The sequence below is a fragment of the Rhizobium sp. L43 genome, from assembly GCF_002531725.1.
Classification (GTDB): domain Bacteria; phylum Pseudomonadota; class Alphaproteobacteria; order Rhizobiales; family Rhizobiaceae; genus Rhizobium.
In genome coordinates this window covers 165,294-179,247 of the sequence record NZ_NWSQ01000014.1, presented here as the reverse complement: position 1 = coordinate 179,247, position 13,954 = coordinate 165,294, and the positions used below count along the sequence as shown (strand labels likewise).

Below are 13,954 nucleotides of genomic sequence, written 5' to 3'. Positions count from 1 at the left end.
CTGAATGACCGACCTGAAGCTTGTGGCGCTCGATGACGAAGACCTTGCGGTCGTTTCCGCGCATATGCAGGACAGCGTCTTCAAGGTCGGAGACATCGACTGGTCGCCGCGTGACGCGCAGTTCGCCCTTGCCGTCAATCGTTTCGTCTGGGAAGGTGCCGAGCGCAAGCGCCGGGGTTTCGAGCGCCGCCGTGCTGCCGTGGTCTTCAAGCGTGTGCTGGCCGTCCGGTCGCTCGGCATCGATCGTGGCAAACGCGACGAGGTGCTGTCGCTGCTGGCATTGCGCTTCGATCAGAAGGGAGAGGGGCCGGAGGGTACGATCGAACTGTCGCTGTCCGGCACGGCCTCGATTGCGCTCGATGTCGAATGCATCGAGGTCCAGCTGGCCGATATCGGCGGCGCCTGGGAGGCCTCCTCCAAGCCGCGCCATCGCTGACGCTTGACGTTTGAATATCGCAGTTTCGAGTTGAGAAGGAATATCGGCCTTGGCAATCTGGCTGGATCAGGCATCGGAAGGTTTCGAGCAGCATTTCGCCGCCTTTCTGACGACGAAGCGCGAAGTTTCCGAGGACGTGAACGCCACCGTTCGCGCCATCATCGATGATATCAGAGCCCGCGGCGATGTGGCGCTCGCCGAATATTCGCTGAAATTCGACGGCATCGATTACGCCACCGTGCCGATGCGTGTCACATCAGAGGAAATCGACGCCGCCGTCGAGGCGGTGCCTTCGGAGGTGCTGGGCGCGCTGAAGCTCGCGGCACTGCGCATCGAATCCCATCATCGCCGGCAGTTGCCGAAGGACGATATTTACGAGGACGATCTCGGCGTCGGTCTCGGCTCACGCTGGACGGCGATCGAAGCGGTCGGCCTCTATGTTCCGGGCGGCACGGCAAGTTATCCGAGCTCCGTGCTGATGAATGCCGTGCCGGCCAAGGTCGCCGGTGTCGACCGCATCGTCATCGCGGTTCCCGCCACCGGCGGCGCCGTCAATCCGGCGGTGCTTGCCGCCGCCAAGCTCGTCGGTGTCACCGAGATTTATCGTGTCGGCGGCGCCCAGGCGATCGCCGCTCTTGCCTATGGCACCGAGACGATCGCCCCGGTCGCCAAGATCACCGGCCCCGGCAATGCCTATGTCGCCGCCGCCAAGCGCCATGTTTTCGGCACCGTCGGCATCGATATGATCGCCGGCCCCTCCGAGGTGCTTGTCATTGCCGACAAGGACAACAATCCGGATTGGATTGCCGCCGACCTCCTGGCGCAGGCCGAACACGATGTCAGCGCCCAGGCGATCCTGATCACCGATAACGCCGAATTCGGCAAGGCGGTGGAACAGGCGGTCGAACGTCAGCTGAAGACGCTGAACCGCGCCGAAACCGCGGCGGCAAGCTGGCGCGATTTCGGCGCCGTCATCCTGGTTGAAGATTTGAAGCAGGCCGTTCCGCTGACCAACCGCATCGCCGCCGAGCATCTGGAGCTTGCCGTCGCCGATCCGGATCGGCTGCTTGACGGCATCCGCAATGCCGGCGCGATCTTCATCGGCGCCCATACGCCTGAAGTGATCGGCGACTATGTCGGCGGCTCGAACCATGTGCTGCCGACGGCGCGTTCGGCGCGTTTCTCATCCGGTCTGTCGGTGCTCGATTTCGTCAAGCGCACCTCGATCCTGCGCCTTGGGCCGCAGCAGTTGCGTACCCTCGGCCCGGCGGCGATCGCGCTAGCGGTCTCCGAAGGCCTCGATGCCCATGCGCGATCGGTCGCGATCCGCCTCAACCTCGAAAGGTGAGGGGATGGCGAAGGGCGATTTCCGGCTTTGCGACGTCGTCCTCGACGATACGATCGGCCGTTCGACGCCCGATGTCGAGCATGAACGCGCCGTCGCCATCTTCGATCTGATCGAGGAGAACAGCTTCGCGCCGCTCGGCCATGCCGGCGGACCCTACCGGTTGAACATCTCGCTGGTCGATTCGAAGCTGGTTTTCGGCATCACCACGGAAGAGGGCGGTACGGTTGCCACCCATATCCTGTCGCTCACGCCTTTCCGGCGGATCGTCAAGGATTACTTCATGATCTGCGAGAGCTATTATGAGGCGATCCGTTCGGCCACACCGAGCCGCATCGAGGCGATCGACATGGGCCGACGCGGCATCCACAATGAAGGTTCGCAGACGCTGAAGGACAGGCTGACCGGCAAGATAGAGGTCGATTTCGACACCGCCCGGCGGCTTTTCACCCTGGTCTGCGTGCTCTACTGGCGCGGGTGACGGCCATGGATCTCGCCGCTAACGTCGAGGAGGGAAAGCGGCCGGGCGCCATCCTCTTCATGTGCGGCATGAATGCCATCCGCTCGCCGATGGCCGAAGCGATCGCCCGTAGCATTCTGCCATCCAATACCTATATCAGGTCGGCCGGCGTTCGCGCCGGCGAGCGTGATCCCTTCGTGGATGTCGTGCTCGAAGAAATCGGCCTGTCCCTTGGGCGCCGCCAGCCGCAAACGCTGGAAGAACTCGAGGACGATTTTTTCGATCTGATCATCACCCTGTCGCCGCAGGCCCATCATTCAGCACTCGAGCTGACCCGGTCGAATGCGATCGATGTCGTCTACTGGCCGACGATGGATCCGACGGTTGTCAGCGGCACGCGCGAGCAGATTCTGGAGAGCTACCGCGAGGTTCGCGATCACCTGGCCGCCCTCATAGAAAGCCGGCTACTCAAGCGAAATGGCATCGCCGCGCAATCGGCTTGAAAACAAATAAAGGAAAGCCTGATCAACAAGGTTCACAAACCATCGTTGATTGTGTAGTTTCCGCCCAAATTTTGAAGGCGCGCCCTGCGCTGCCTATTCAACCCACAGGAAGAAAACACTTATATGCCTAAAGAAGAAGTCCTCGAATTCCCGGGAATCGTCACCGAACTTCTGCCGAATGCGACGTTCCGCGTGAAGCTCGAAAACGAACACGAGATCATCGCCCATACCGCCGGCCGCATGCGCAAGAACCGCATCCGCGTGCTCGCCGGCGACAAGGTGCTGGTGGAAATGACGCCCTATGATCTGACCAAGGGCCGCATCACCTATCGTTTCAAGTAAGCTTGCCCAAGGCCCTGCAAGGGTTTTTCTCCCGTCTGCCGATGGTCGAGGTTCCATGACGCTGAAATACAAGCTCATTCTGGCCTCGGGCTCGCCCCGTCGCGTCGACCTGCTCAACCAAGCCGGCATCGAGCCTTCGCGCCTGATGCCGATGGATATCGACGAGGCGCCGAAGAAGTCGGAGCATCCGCGTTCCCTCGCCCGCCGGCTTTCGGCGGAGAAGGCCGAGGCCGCCCTTGCCGCCATCAAGGGCGATATCACCTGGAAGGGCAGCTATATCCTGTCTGCCGATACGGTGGTCGCCGTCGGCCGGCGTATTCTCGGCAAGGCCGAGTTTGCCGACGAGGCGTTGAGCTCGCTGCATCTCTTGTCGGGGCGCAACCATATGGTCTACACCGGCGTTTGCCTGGTGACGCCGGATCGCAAGATCCGCCAGAAGATCGTCGAGACCAAGGTCCGCTTCAAGCGACTCTCCGGCTTCGAGATCGAAAACTACCTGGCCTCAGGCCAGTGGCGCGGCAAGGCAGGCGCCTACGGCATCCAGGGCCTTGCCGGCACCTTCGTACAGAAGATGGTGGGCTCCTACACCAATGTCGTCGGCTTGCCGCTTTATGAAACCATTCTGCTTCTGACCGGCGAAGGCTTCGATGTGCATAGCCGGTGGCCCGAGGGCTGAGCCCGACGGCCGATGCTTAAAGCGCTCCGCGATCTTTCAGATTCGCGCGTCGCACTTTAGGCCTTTGTTTTTTCGCATGTCGTTATCTCGCGACATGCTTTAGGACGGACCGATATGCCTGAAGACAAGAAACCGGCCGCCAAGGTCGAACCGCTGCGCAAGGCGCGCCCTTGCCCCGAATGCGGCAAACCCTCCCACCGCGAACATTACCCCTTCTGCTCCAACCGCTGCCGCGAGGTCGATCTCTCCCGCTGGCTGACCGGCGCCTATGCCATCCCGGTGGCCGAAGATGAGGCGAAGACCGATTATCCGGACGACGAAAACTAGAGAAACTTCACGGCGAAGCTCTTATTTTTCCTCATGAATCCGCAAAACCGGCAAGACCGTCAAAAAAGAGTCATTTGACGCTTGCCATGGCCGAACAAGATGCTATAACCCCGCTCGCTTCCGGGGCGAACCAAGGCCCCACGGTTCTTTTTCTGAAAGGCACCATCGGAAGCAGGTTAGCCCAGGTAGCTCAGTTGGTAGAGCAGCGGATTGAAAATCCGCGTGTCACTGGTTCGATTCCGGTCCTGGGCACCACTTTGATTTCCTTACCAATCAGCTGATTCTTGACCACCTTAAACGCGCTGCTTTGCAGCCCCAGAAGGTGGCGGCGAAACGTCGTAACGAACGTCGAACTATATTGCTCCGAGCATAGAGGCGCGCGTGTTGGGCTGCCCTCCGTGCAGCCAAGCGTCGTAGAAAAGCCTCACTTGAAATTGCATTTGCACGATGAGCGCATCGCGCCGCATACCGAACCTAACTCTTTGCTTATAGAGAATTTTTGATGTCAGTAATTCGCAAGCTCCTATTCGGGCTGACCGCAGCCTTGGTCATTGTGATTGTCGTTGGCGCAGGTTTGCTCTGGCAAGTCGCGGGCGCCTATGGGTTCAACACGGTATTGCGTCGCGGCGGAACCTATTGGATCACCGTGAAGCCTGACGACGAGCGGCTATCCGCCTCCATGCAATTGGCGTTGAAGAGCCCGGTTCCGGCCGCGCAGCCGGGGCCGCTGGCCTGGCAACAGCCGGAGCCTGGCTTCGAGGTGGCGGAACTGCCGGTGCTGGCCGATGGACGCGAAGTCGACCGGATTTTTCTCAGCCGGATTGATCCGGCGCGCTTCCGCTTCGTCGTCCATAATGCACCAAAGGGTGATACGGGTATCGACGAATGGGAACATGCCTTGCCGAAGGCCGTGCTGATCGTCAATGGCAGCTACTACGACATGCATGGCCGGCCCGACACGCCCTTCATCAGTGAGGGGGTAGCGATGGGACCCCAGCAGTATGATGCGAAGGCCGGCGCCTTCTTTGCAGACGCAAACTCCGCCGACATCCGTGACCTGACCCATCAAGATTGGGGAAGTGCCCTTGCCGGGGCGACGAATGCGATGGTTTCCTATCCGCTTCTGATCGGCGACGATGGCCAGACTCATGTGAACGTGAAAAGCAACTGGCTGGCCAATCGAACCTTTGTCGCGAAGGACGGCTCAGGCCGCATCGTGATCGGCACGACGAAGGAGGCGTTCTTTTCTCTCGATCGGTTGGCAGAATTTCTCAAGGCGTCGCCGCTCGATCTCAAGGTCGCCCTTAACCTCGACGGCGGCCCCCTCGCGCACCGCAGCGTCCGGCTGAACGGCTATAGTCAAAAGTTTTATGCGCGATGGGAGGCGCAGGTTGACGACGACAACGTCAAATTGCTGCGCTGGCCGATTCTTCAGGTCAACTGGGCCATGCCAATGGTTTTGACGGTAGAGCGGAAATAAGTGAAAGGAATCGCAAGTCCGAGATGAGGGAACTCAGGCGCCTATCTGCTGCATCTGCGTGTCATGAGAAGGCTCGGCAACGACGGCTTGATTGCGGCCTCGCTGCTTGGCGCGATAAAGCGCGCGATCGGCTTCGAGCAACAGCGCTTCCGGAGAGATATTCTGATCGGGTGCTGCCAGCGCAATGCCGACGCTGAGCGTCACCTGCCCGAAAGGCGATCCCTCATGGGACAGCTTGACGGCGGCCATTGCCGAACACAGGGCCTGTCCGATGACGGGTGCGTTGCTGGCTGAGGCGATCCGCGCAATGACGGCGAATTCCTCTCCGCCATAGCGGGCAACGAGGTCCTGCTTGCTCCGCGTGTTGCTTTCCAGCACCCCGGCGATTTGCTTCAGGCAGGCGTCTCCCGCCGGATGGCCGTATCGGTCGTTGTAGCCTTTGAACCAATCGGCATCCACCATCGCAAGCATCAGCAAGTCCTGACCTTGCCCAAGCCCGGCGAGCTCGCTCGCGAGAACCTCGTCGAAGCGACGCCGGTTGGCCACGCCTGTCATCTCGTCCGTCTGGCTGATCGTCAGGAGCTTCTGATTGAGCCGCTCCAGCTCGGACGTCCGATCCCGTATCTTTCCCTCAAGCGCTTCATGGGCTGCGTGAACGCGCGCGGCCATCGACGCAAAATCGCGGGCAAGCTCGCCGATCTCGTCGTCGGAGTGCGTGGGCAGGGCGTCGTTGGCAACGGTAACGCCGGAACGGCCGACCAGCTGCGTGGCGCGGATCAATCTCACCAGCGGTTCGGCGACCTGCTTTTGCAGGATCGAACGGAGGATGAAGAGTTCGACGAACAGAGTGAGCAGCCCGACCGCGACGACGATCCCGAGATTGGTGAGGATGGCGGGTCGCATCAGAGATTTCGGATAGTGGACGGCGAGCACCCAGGGCGTATCCGGGATCCGGCCGACGGCGGCAATTTCGCTATCGCTGTCGATGAGCGACACCGAACCCGCTCCGATCGACTGGCTTGCCTTCAGCAATGGCTGGTAGTCGGCGATTTCAAGCGAGGAAATCGAGGCTTCGCCGGCGCTGGCCGTTATCGCATCGGTGTATTTGCCGTCGAAGATCAGAGTTCCCTGAGCATCGGCCGCAAAGATCGTCGCCCGCGCGCCCGGCAGCGTCGGATTGGCGGTTCGCTTCATCAGATCGTCGAGCAGCACGTCGACACAGGCCATGATGCGATGTCTGCCCGAAGCGTCGGGCGCATCGGGCGTCGCAATCGTCGTCATCCACGCATTGTTGGACGGATCCCAATAGATGCGCGTGAAGAAAGTATCGTTTTGAGGCCCACCGAACCCGCGGGAGAAAAATTCGAAGGTCTCGAGCTTCAGCGCATCCGGGCCTTCATATTTGAAAACCTTGGCGATGTCGGCAGCCTGGTAGATCGGGAAGCCTTTTTCCGGAACCACTCCGTAGAAGTTGAAGAGCCGGCCCTTTGCAGCGGAGCCGAATTGGTAAGAGAGCAGATAGGATAGCGCAAACCGTGTCTTCACATCCTCATCCGGCGTCACGTCAGGCGCGTAAGTCGCCGACATGCCGGGAAACCTGCGCCCGTCCGGCAACGGGTCGCCTTCAAACAATCCCGGACGTTGGGTGTAGGATCCGTCCTCATGGCGATAGAAAATGTCGTCGAAATTCCGGGCCAATGATTGCCGGGCTTCCGTTACCGCGTAGATTCTGTCGAACTCGGCAAGGAAATTCTTCTCGAGGTCCTTCACCTCGCGGAATGGCAGAGACTCGCGCTGCAAGGCCTGTTCGGTCGAAAGAGAGAGCTGCGTGCGCACCGACTGCTCAAGTGCGGAATGATTGATGAAATAGGACACGCCGCCCGCACAAGCGCAGACGAGCGCGATGCGCAGTGTCGCAAGCCGCAACGCCCGCGACGCCAGCGTATGGCGGGTTTTCCGCTCCACCTTCGGTCTCAAGACGATCTTCAACAACGCGCTCATGCCGGTACCGCTCATTTCGACGATCCGGCCTGCATGATCGACAACCCGATTGCGTCGACCGCTCGCATGCCAATAACCAGCAGGCTGCTCGAGATCATGCATTTACCTCAGTCGTTGGAAGCAAACCGGTCCGGCAGCCCCTCGAGAGCAGCATCAAGACGTCGTGCATTTATGGGCATCGCGGGAAAGCGCCACGATTCATTCGTGACGTGGCGAGTTCGGCAGCGGCGCCGAAGCTCACAGCGCATCGAGACATTGCTCGATGGGACTGGAGCCAATAAGTGCAGTCTACAAGTTAACAAAGAATGCTTTTGCTGAAGCGCCGCCGATATTGCCTGCGCAACTTGGATAGAACGGGGAGAAACCGGATCAAACGGTTGCTCAGCGCCGTTGAGGACACGTGCATCGATGGTTGAACCCGTAATCCGCGCTGCCGTGACAGCCGGCAGCTTTCGTTTCAGCCGGTCTCATATCGTGAATCCCCGGTGGGAACCGCGAGTCCGGCCGTCCGTTACCTCTGAGGAACGGAGGACATGGACATGCGCAAGAAAAAAGCCATCGTGGAGGCAGCGCTCGAGTCCGAGTACGAGCGCCAGGCGCTCGGGATCATGAATACGGAGCAAGCTCTGAAGCTCGAGGATTCCGACGGTCTTGTTTTCAGCCATCCGGACAAAGAGGCGGGCGTGACGGATCATTTTATCGATCAGGATGAGCTGCGCCGATTGGTGCGGCGGCCAACGTCGCCGCTTCCCGTATCGCAATCGCGGGATCGTACGACACGTTAATCCTGAACCTCACGCGATCATATAACCGCCGTCCACCGGCATCGATATCCCGTTCACCATGGCCGCCTGATCGGAAAGCAGGAAAAGAACAACCTCGGCAATGTCAGCTGGCTCGGCGAAGCGACCGACGGGAATGCGCTGCTTCATCCCCGCGGCCTTCTCGGGATCGCTCCATGCCTTCACCGCCATCGGCGTCAGCGTCACCGTGGGATGGATTCCGTTGGCGCGGATGCCGTGCGGCGCGAGTTCCTTGGCCATGACCCGCGTCAAGCCGTCCAACCCGCCCTTCGACGCACAATAGGCGGCGTGGTCGGGGAGACCGATGAAGGAGGCGACCGACGAGACGTTGACGATGGCGCCCTTGCGGCCCTGCTTGATCAGCGAACGGGCATATTCCTGGGCGACGATCATCGGCGCACGGGTGTTGACCGCGACAACCCGGTCGAAGGCTTCGACTGTCGTCTCCAGGAACGACTGGAGCTCGGTCGTGCCGGCGCAGTTGACGAGGAAATCGGCGGGAAGGGCAGCGATCGCAGCCTGCCTGGTCGCATCGGCATCGGCAAGATCGACCTGTATGGCCCGGCAACCGGGCTCCCCACGCAGCGCTTCGACGTCGGCGGCACTCCGCGTCAGGGCGACGACCTCAGCACCCCGTTCGGCGAGCATCCTGGCAATTTCGCGTCCGATGCCTTTTCCGGCGCCGGTCACGATGACCGTCTTTCCTTTGAACTCCATGGATCGTCTCCCTTACAGTCTCTGGCCCGTTTCCCGATCGAAGATATGCGCACGTCGGGGATCGATGTGGAAGTACATCGTCCGTCCGGGATCGACCTCGATGCGCTCGCGGATCAGCGCGTCGATCGGCACGCCGCCCGTGCGGCCGAAGATCAATGTCTCCGACCCCGTGGGCTCGAACACCGAGACCTCCACCGGAACGCCTTCGTCGCCGATCGTAATATGCTCCGGCCGGATGCCGTAGGTCACGGCTCTTCCTTCCTCAGCATTGGTATGTCCCATGGGCAGGGCGATACCCTGGTCGGTGACGACGATCTTCCCGCCGTCGCGGGTGGCGATGCGGCCCTGCAGGAAGTTCATCGATGGGCTGCCGATGAAGCCGGCGACGAAGAGGTTGACCGGGAAGTCGTAGAGATCGAGCGGTTTGCCGATCTGCTCGACCCTGCCGTCGCGCATCACCACGATCTTGTTGGCCATCGTCATGGCCTCGATCTGATCATGCGTGACGTAGACGGTGGTGGTCTTCAGCCGCTGGTGAAGCTCCTTGATCTCGACACGCATGGTGACGCGGAGTTTAGCGTCGAGGTTCGACAACGGCTCGTCGAACAGGAAGACCTTCGGATCGCGCACGATCGCGCGGCCCATCGCCACGCGCTGACGCTGCCCGCCCGACAGCTGCTTCGGATAGCGGTCGAGATAACGGCTGAGGTCGAGAATCTCGGCCGCCCTGCCGACCTTCTCGTCGATCTCCGCCTTAGGGCGCTTGGCCATCTTCAGCGGAAAGCCCATATTCTCGGCGACCGTCTTGTGCGGATAGAGCGCATAGCTCTGGAACACCATGGCGATGTCGCGCTCCTTCGGCGGAGCGTTGGTGACGACACGGCCGCCGATCCGGATGTCGCCGCCGCTGACGGTCTCGAGACCGGCGATCATTCGCAGCAGCGTGGACTTGCCGCATCCGGAGGGGCCGACCAGCACGACGAATTCGCCGTCCTCGATGTCGACGCTGACGCCGTGCATGACCTGAAGCGCGCCATACTTCTTGGTGACGTCGCTCACCTGTACATTTGCCAATGTCGTTCCTCCCTAAAGCAGCTCAGCTTGTATCTTGGCGTTGACGGAATTCATCGGCTCATCCCTTCCAGACGAGATAGGCGCCGAGGACCGCCGAAATGGCTGCCGCAAACCAGACCGAAAGCCCGAACGGCTCGATGAACCGCATCCAGAACAGCGAGAGCGCGACCCAGATCACCACCGAGATGAACAACCGGTCGAACCAGTTCGTTTCGATCGGCAGAAAGCCCGGCTTGCGTTCGTTATTTCCTGATGGAGACGTCATGACTTCATCCTTTCACGGCGCCGAAGGTGAGGCCGGCAACGATGTGACGCTGCACCACCGAAAAGACGATCAGCGCCGGGACCAGTGTCAGCATTGAGATCGCCGCCATGATGCCCCAGGCCGTTCCCGTGGTCGTCACATATTCCGACAGGCCGGTGGTCAGCGTCCGCGCATTGAAATTGGTGAGCGTCGCCGCCAGCAGATATTCGTTCCACGCAAACACCCAGGTCAGGATCAGCGTCACCGCAAGTCCGGGCCGCGCCAGGGGAAAGACGATGTCGTAGAGGACGACCCATGGGCTGGCGCCGTCCATATAGGCGGCCTCGTCCAGCTCTTTTGGGATCCCCTCCACGGTCGGGCGCAGCGTCCAGATGGCGAAGGGAAGGTTGAAGGAGCAGTAGACCAGGATCATGCCCAGCCTGGAATCGGCGAGCGAGAAGTCGCCGATCCTGTAGACCTGCGTCAGCAGCAAAAAGAGCGGCAGCAGGAAGACCGCCGGCGGCGCCATGCGGTTGGTGATCGTCCAAAAAAAGATGCTTTCCTTGCCGGCAAGCTCGAAGCGCGTCAGGGCGTAGCAGGCAAAAAAGCCGAGCGTCGTGACGAGCAGCGCGTTGCCCGACGAAATGATCAGCGAATTGAGCATGTAGCCGCGCAAGGTCGGATTGGTCAGCACGTCTTGGTAGTTCTTCCAGAAGAAGCTCCGGAGAATGACGTCGGGCGTCGAGAACAGGTCGAAGGGCTGCTTCACCGATATGACGAACAGCCAGTAGATCGGGAAAAGCGTCGCGAGGCTTATCAGGGTCCACAGGACGACGGGAAGCCAGGGGGTCTGGGTCTTCATCACGTCAACCTCTCTTCACGCGGGGCGCGATCAAGCCGACATAGAGCAGCCAGCAGACGACGATGGTGAGGTAAAGGACGATGACGGATATGGCCGAACCGTAGCCGTAATTCGTCTTCGGAAAGACTTCCCGGAAAATATGGACGCCGATGTAGCGCGTCGATGAACCCGGACCGCCGCCGGTCAGCATCAGCACTTCGTCGACGGTGCGCAGCGCGTCCATCAGCCGGATGAACACTGTGGCGAGCAGGGCCGGGCGGATCAAAGGCAGCGTTATGTGCCAGAAGATCTGGCTCTTGCCGGCGCCGTCGATCTGCGCCTGCTCGAACGGGTCCGACGGAAGCGAGACGAGGGCGGCGATCAGCGAGAGGGTAACGAGCGGCGTCCAGTGCCAGATGTCCATGATGACGGTCACGGTGAAGGCCGCGACGGCACTCTGGCCGATATTCAGGTCGTAGCCGAACCAGCTTCGGAGCAGATAGGGAATGATGCCGATCGACGGCGTGGTCATCAGCTTCCAGACCGAGCCGACGATGATCGGCGCCATGATCAGCGGCAGGGTGTGGATGGTGCGAAACACCGCTTTTCCGGGAAAGTCTTTCAGCAGTGCCTGGGCGAGGATGTAGCCGAGGACCAGCTCCGACACGACCGCGAAGAAGACGAATGCCAGGGTTATGCCGAGCGAAGCCAGGAACTGCGGGTCGAAGACCAGCCGCCGATAATTGTCTGCCCAGTTGAAGACCATGCCCGGATTGGCCGCGAACGGGTTCCATGCGTGGAACGAGACCCAGAGGACGTAGATGAACGGGAAGATCCCGAACAATCCAAGGATTATGATGGTCGGTGACAGCAACAGCCATCCGAGCTTCTGCGAATGCATCGCCTATCCCCCATTGAACGCTATGTGGACGTCCGCTCCGTATAGGAGCGCAAGATGACGGGTCGTCGGAAACGACCCGTCAGTCGGGAGGATGTTTATTTGCGATAGCCGAGCGAGGTGAGCTCCTCTTCCGCCTTGGCCGCCATCTGGTCGAGGCCTTCATCGGGACCGATCTTGCCGGTCAGGATGTCGTAGAAGATCGGAGCGGTCGCTTCACGCACCTGCGCATGGAAGGGGTAGGGAGGAGCGCCGGCGAAGAGCTTGCCCTCGTCCTTCAGCATCGTATAGAAGCCGCCGAGCTTGACGTCCATTTCCTTCACCTTCGGATCGTCGAAGGTCGCCTTGTTGGTGATGCGCGGTGCGGCGATCGCCCAATCGGGCTGCACTTCGTTCTGACCGATGAATTCGAGGAAGAGCAGCGACGCTTCCTTGTTCTTCGAGGTGACCGGCACGCCGAAGGCGCCGCCATCGTAATAGCCGATATAGCCCTTTCCGGCCTTCGCATCGTCCAGCACGCCCGGCTCGAGCGGCGGCAGAGCGAAGCCGACCTGGCCAACCACCTTCGACTGCGCCGGATCGCTGGCGATCCAGGCGGCGTTCTCACCATAGATCAGTCCCTGGGCGACACGGCCCGCGGCAAAGGTCGTTGCGGTTTCCGTCCAGGTCGACTGCGTCGATTCCGGAGGAGCGATGTCGCGCAGGTGCAGCCAATATTTCAGCGCGGCCTTCGCCTTGTCGCCGTTCATCGAGCCGCCGTGTTCGACCGTCGCCGCATAATTGTTCTTGGCGTCGATGCCCCAATTGTAGACGCCGAAGGTCGGCACGATGGACTCGAAGAATTCATACCAGGACGCCGGATGGCCGGTATGGGCCTGAGCGGTCGTGCCCCAGAGTTCCAGGCCGTTGTCCTTGCCGTACTTGGTGAAGAATTCGGCAATCTCCGTATATTCCGCGTGGGTGGTTGCCGGCTTCAGCTCCTTGCCGGTTTCCTTCTTGAAGGCTTCCTTGATCTTCGGATCGTCGAACAGGTCCTTGCGATAGAGATAGGTCTTCAGGAAGGCTTCCATCGGCACGCCGAAGAGATCGCCGCTCGTGTCCTTGAAGTAGTCGGCAAAGCTGGTGAAGTTCGAGTCGTCATAGGTCGGCGCCTTCAGATCCGGCTGGTCTTTCAGCGTCTTGGTGATGTCGACGAGGAAATTCCTGGCGAGATAAGAGTAGATGATGTCCTGCTCGATATAGACCATGTCATAGATGCCGGTCTTGGCTTCCATGTCCTTGATGGCCTTGTCGTACATCTGATCCCAGGACGTCGTCTCGATGTCGACCTTGATGCCGGTCTTCTTTTCGAATTCCGGAGCAAGCACGTTCTTGATGTAGTTCGATGGCGGGGTGCTTTCGGTGACGCCATGCAGCGTCACGCCTTTGTATTTAGCCCCGGCATCGGACCAGAAGTCAGCCCAGGCCGGCGAGGCGGTGGCGGCGAGGCCGAGCGTCAGCGCAAGCGCGCTAGCCTTCAAAGCATAATGCATTTCCAATCCTCCCAGAGTGCAGCGAGATCGTTTCGCCGGTGCTTGTGTAGGCCAAAAAGTCTGCCAGCGCAATATTTGTTGTCTAAACATGCAAATATAGGAGCTATGTCTTTGATTTGTGCGGAAACTAATTTCTCTTTGCAGAGATTGATTTGGTGCGGGTGGCATAAAATGCTGCATTGCAAAGATATTTCGCATGGCAGCAAAAAGTATGAGCCAAAAATTATTTGTTGCCTTGCCAAACTAAAAGGCATAGCACTGTCCGAAATCAAAGG

General features: G+C 60.2%; 16 protein-coding genes and 1 tRNA gene. 10 read left to right on the top strand and 7 right to left on the bottom strand.

The window, feature by feature from the left end; all coding sequences use genetic code 11:
• The first annotated feature begins 4 nt into the window (after nucleotides 1-4).
• The 9 genes from CO667_RS19875 to CO667_RS19835 all read left to right on the top strand — a co-directional run bounded on the left by CO667_RS19875 (nucleotide 5) and on the right by CO667_RS19835 (nucleotide 5,569).
• Nucleotides 5-436: a DUF2948 family protein gene (locus CO667_RS19875; protein WP_097619981.1), complete on the top strand. Its 432-nt coding sequence runs from the start codon at nucleotides 5-7 to the stop codon at nucleotides 434-436.
• A 49-nt stretch (nucleotides 437-485) separates the two neighbouring features.
• Entirely contained in the window at nucleotides 486-1,784 is a 1,299-nt protein-coding gene (gene hisD / locus CO667_RS19870) for a histidinol dehydrogenase (protein ID WP_097619980.1), read from the top strand.
• Between the two features lie 4 nt (nucleotides 1,785-1,788).
• Nucleotides 1,789-2,262, top strand: coding sequence for a UPF0262 family protein (locus tag CO667_RS19865; RefSeq protein ID WP_097619979.1), 474 nt, complete (start codon nucleotides 1,789-1,791; stop codon nucleotides 2,260-2,262).
• A 5-nt stretch (nucleotides 2,263-2,267) separates the two neighbouring features.
• Entirely contained in the window at nucleotides 2,268-2,744 is a 477-nt protein-coding gene (locus CO667_RS19860; protein ID WP_097619978.1) for a low molecular weight phosphatase family protein, read from the top strand.
• Between the two features lie 123 nt (nucleotides 2,745-2,867).
• Nucleotides 2,868-3,086 (top strand): translation initiation factor IF-1, encoded by a 219-nt coding sequence (gene infA, locus CO667_RS19855; protein ID WP_003545338.1) that lies wholly within the window; start codon nucleotides 2,868-2,870, stop codon nucleotides 3,084-3,086.
• A 55-nt stretch (nucleotides 3,087-3,141) separates the two neighbouring features.
• Entirely contained in the window at nucleotides 3,142-3,762 is a 621-nt protein-coding gene (locus tag CO667_RS19850) for a Maf-like protein (RefSeq protein ID WP_028757471.1), read from the top strand.
• 114 nt (nucleotides 3,763-3,876) lie between these two features.
• Entirely contained in the window at nucleotides 3,877-4,089 is a 213-nt protein-coding gene (gene yacG / locus CO667_RS19845) for a DNA gyrase inhibitor YacG (protein ID WP_097619977.1), read from the top strand.
• A 179-nt stretch (nucleotides 4,090-4,268) separates the two neighbouring features.
• Nucleotides 4,269-4,344 (top strand) — tRNA-Phe (locus CO667_RS19840).
• Between the two features lie 247 nt (nucleotides 4,345-4,591).
• Entirely contained in the window at nucleotides 4,592-5,569 is a 978-nt protein-coding gene (locus tag CO667_RS19835; protein ID WP_097619976.1) for a phosphodiester glycosidase family protein, read from the top strand.
• Between the two features lie 33 nt (nucleotides 5,570-5,602).
• Here CO667_RS19835 and CO667_RS19830 read toward each other — a convergent pair whose 3' ends face one another.
• Nucleotides 5,603-7,585 (bottom strand): diguanylate cyclase, encoded by a 1,983-nt coding sequence (locus CO667_RS19830; RefSeq protein WP_097620012.1) that lies wholly within the window; start codon nucleotides 7,583-7,585, stop codon nucleotides 5,603-5,605.
• Nucleotides 7,586-8,103: 518 nt separating this feature from the next.
• Between CO667_RS19830 and CO667_RS19825 the strand changes: the two genes are divergently transcribed.
• The gene (locus CO667_RS19825; protein ID WP_179874184.1) at nucleotides 8,104-8,355 is read left to right on the top strand and encodes a hypothetical protein; all 252 of its coding nucleotides are present in this window, start codon (nucleotides 8,104-8,106) and stop codon (nucleotides 8,353-8,355) included.
• Nucleotides 8,356-8,364: 9 nt separating this feature from the next.
• Here the strand turns inward: CO667_RS19825 and CO667_RS19820 are convergent, their stop codons facing one another.
• The 6 genes from CO667_RS19820 to CO667_RS19795 form a co-directional block, all read right to left on the bottom strand.
• Nucleotides 8,365-9,090 (bottom strand): SDR family oxidoreductase, encoded by a 726-nt coding sequence (locus tag CO667_RS19820; RefSeq protein ID WP_097619975.1) that lies wholly within the window; start codon nucleotides 9,088-9,090, stop codon nucleotides 8,365-8,367.
• 12 nt (nucleotides 9,091-9,102) lie between these two features.
• Nucleotides 9,103-10,164: a sn-glycerol-3-phosphate ABC transporter ATP-binding protein UgpC gene (gene ugpC, locus CO667_RS19815; RefSeq protein WP_097619974.1), complete on the bottom strand. Its 1,062-nt coding sequence runs from the start codon at nucleotides 10,162-10,164 to the stop codon at nucleotides 9,103-9,105.
• A 58-nt stretch (nucleotides 10,165-10,222) separates the two neighbouring features.
• Entirely contained in the window at nucleotides 10,223-10,429 is a 207-nt protein-coding gene (locus CO667_RS19810; RefSeq protein WP_097619973.1) for a DUF2160 family membrane protein, read from the bottom strand.
• A 4-nt stretch (nucleotides 10,430-10,433) separates the two neighbouring features.
• Nucleotides 10,434-11,270 carry a carbohydrate ABC transporter permease gene (locus tag CO667_RS19805; RefSeq protein ID WP_097619972.1) on the bottom strand — a complete coding sequence of 279 codons (837 nt, stop codon included), beginning with the start codon at nucleotides 11,268-11,270 and terminating at the stop codon, nucleotides 10,434-10,436.
• Between the two features lie 4 nt (nucleotides 11,271-11,274).
• Complete coding sequence (locus tag CO667_RS19800) at nucleotides 11,275-12,150, bottom strand: sugar ABC transporter permease (protein WP_097619971.1); 876 nt, start codon at nucleotides 12,148-12,150, stop codon at nucleotides 11,275-11,277.
• Nucleotides 12,151-12,245: 95 nt separating this feature from the next.
• A complete protein-coding gene (locus CO667_RS19795; RefSeq protein ID WP_097619970.1) occupies nucleotides 12,246-13,679 on the bottom strand; it encodes an extracellular solute-binding protein in 1,434 nt (477 codons plus the stop codon).
• Nucleotides 13,680-13,954 lie beyond the last annotated feature (275 nt).

What these genes read in the sequence shown, in the direction of transcription:
- infA (WP_003545338.1), top strand. Translation starts at nt 2,868, where the DNA reads ATGCCTAAAGAAGAAGTCCTCGAATTCCCGGGAATCGTCACCGAACTT.
- CO667_RS19825 (WP_179874184.1), top strand. Translation starts at nt 8,104, where the DNA reads ATGGACATGCGCAAGAAAAAAGCCATCGTGGAGGCAGCGCTCGAGTCC.
- CO667_RS19835 (WP_097619976.1), top strand. Translation starts at nt 4,592, where the DNA reads ATGTCAGTAATTCGCAAGCTCCTATTCGGGCTGACCGCAGCCTTGGTC.
- CO667_RS19820 (WP_097619975.1), bottom strand. Translation starts at nt 9,090, where the DNA reads ATGGAGTTCAAAGGAAAGACGGTCATCGTGACCGGCGCCGGAAAAGGC.
- CO667_RS19850 (WP_028757471.1), top strand. Translation starts at nt 3,142, where the DNA reads ATGACGCTGAAATACAAGCTCATTCTGGCCTCGGGCTCGCCCCGTCGC.
- CO667_RS19865 (WP_097619979.1), top strand. Translation starts at nt 1,789, where the DNA reads ATGGCGAAGGGCGATTTCCGGCTTTGCGACGTCGTCCTCGACGATACG.
- CO667_RS19830 (WP_097620012.1), bottom strand. Translation starts at nt 7,585, where the DNA reads ATGAGCGGTACCGGCATGAGCGCGTTGTTGAAGATCGTCTTGAGACCG.
- CO667_RS19805 (WP_097619972.1), bottom strand. Translation starts at nt 11,270, where the DNA reads ATGAAGACCCAGACCCCCTGGCTTCCCGTCGTCCTGTGGACCCTGATA.
- yacG (WP_097619977.1), top strand. Translation starts at nt 3,877, where the DNA reads ATGCCTGAAGACAAGAAACCGGCCGCCAAGGTCGAACCGCTGCGCAAG.
- CO667_RS19800 (WP_097619971.1), bottom strand. Translation starts at nt 12,150, where the DNA reads ATGCATTCGCAGAAGCTCGGATGGCTGTTGCTGTCACCGACCATCATA.
- CO667_RS19875 (WP_097619981.1), top strand. Translation starts at nt 5, where the DNA reads ATGACCGACCTGAAGCTTGTGGCGCTCGATGACGAAGACCTTGCGGTC.
- CO667_RS19795 (WP_097619970.1), bottom strand. Translation starts at nt 13,679, where the DNA reads ATGCATTATGCTTTGAAGGCTAGCGCGCTTGCGCTGACGCTCGGCCTC.
- CO667_RS19810 (WP_097619973.1), bottom strand. Translation starts at nt 10,429, where the DNA reads ATGACGTCTCCATCAGGAAATAACGAACGCAAGCCGGGCTTTCTGCCG.
- CO667_RS19860 (WP_097619978.1), top strand. Translation starts at nt 2,268, where the DNA reads ATGGATCTCGCCGCTAACGTCGAGGAGGGAAAGCGGCCGGGCGCCATC.